General features: G+C 46.1%; 1 protein-coding gene. It reads right to left on the minus strand.

The features are described 5' to 3' along the window. Positions 1–106 precede the first annotated feature (106 nt). On the minus strand, positions 107–1,014 hold a 908-nt coding region (gene metE / locus AB4496_RS26915), incomplete at its 5' end, for a 5-methyltetrahydropteroyltriglutamate--homocysteine S-methyltransferase (protein ID WP_372132970.1).

Below are 1,014 nucleotides of genomic sequence, written 5' to 3' on the forward strand. Positions count from 1 at the left end.
TCGAGATTCGAGATTCGAACAAGTATAAAACCAGAAGGCCTCGCAAATGCGAGGCCTTTTTTGTGGGTCATCGTGGAGTAGAGGGTCAATCAAATCTTAGACTGAATTATGCCTCAGCTGATTCCCACTCTTTACGCAGTGTCTTCGTCGCCGAAACTAAGTTAGTGAGTGCCGCTTCTGTCTCTGCCCAATTACGTGTCTTCAGCCCACAATCAGGGTTTGCCCATAAACGTTCTGCAGGTATTTTTTCTGCCGCTTTCTTAAGTAAATCAACAATCCACTCTTCTGAAGGGATGTTTGGCGAGTGAATATCATAAACGCCAGGTCCAATCGCATTCGGATAGTTAAACTCTTCAAACGCTTTCAGTAGTTCCATGTTCGAACGAGAAGTCTCAATGGTAATCACATCGGCATCTAGCGCGGCCACTGAATCAATGATCTCGTTGAACTCGCTGTAACACATGTGGGTATGAATCTGAGTTTCTGGTTTAGCACTCGCCGCTGAGATCTTAAAGGCATCCACTGCCCATTCTAAGTACTCTGCATGGTCGCGCTTTTTCAAAGGCAAACCTTCGCGAATAGCAGGCTCATCGATTTGAATAATGTTGATTCCTGCGTCTTGCAGATCAGACACCTCATCACGCAGCGCAAATGCCAATTGATTAGTGATCTCTTTACGCGAGATATCTTCACGTGGGAATGTCCAACATAAGATAGTCACTGGCCCTGTGAGCATGCCTTTCATCTGCTTTGAAGTTAGAGATTGAGCATAAGTCGACCACTCGACCGTCATTGGTTTTTCACGCTCAATATCCGCAACCACAATCGCCGGTTTCACGCAACGAGAGCCATAACTTTGTACCCAACCAAACTTAGTGGTTTGGAAGCCTGCTAGGTTTTCTGCAAAGTACTCCACCATGTCATTGCGTTCCGCCTCACCATGCACAAGCACATCCAAATCTAAGGCTTCTTGGCGCTTAACAGCATCAGCAATATGACCTTTCAATGCGGTTG

Origin of the sequence: Vibrio sp. 10N.222.46.A1, from assembly GCF_041473595.1 — a bacterium.
In the GTDB taxonomy this organism is placed as follows: domain Bacteria; phylum Pseudomonadota; class Gammaproteobacteria; order Enterobacterales; family Vibrionaceae; genus Vibrio; species Vibrio tasmaniensis_A.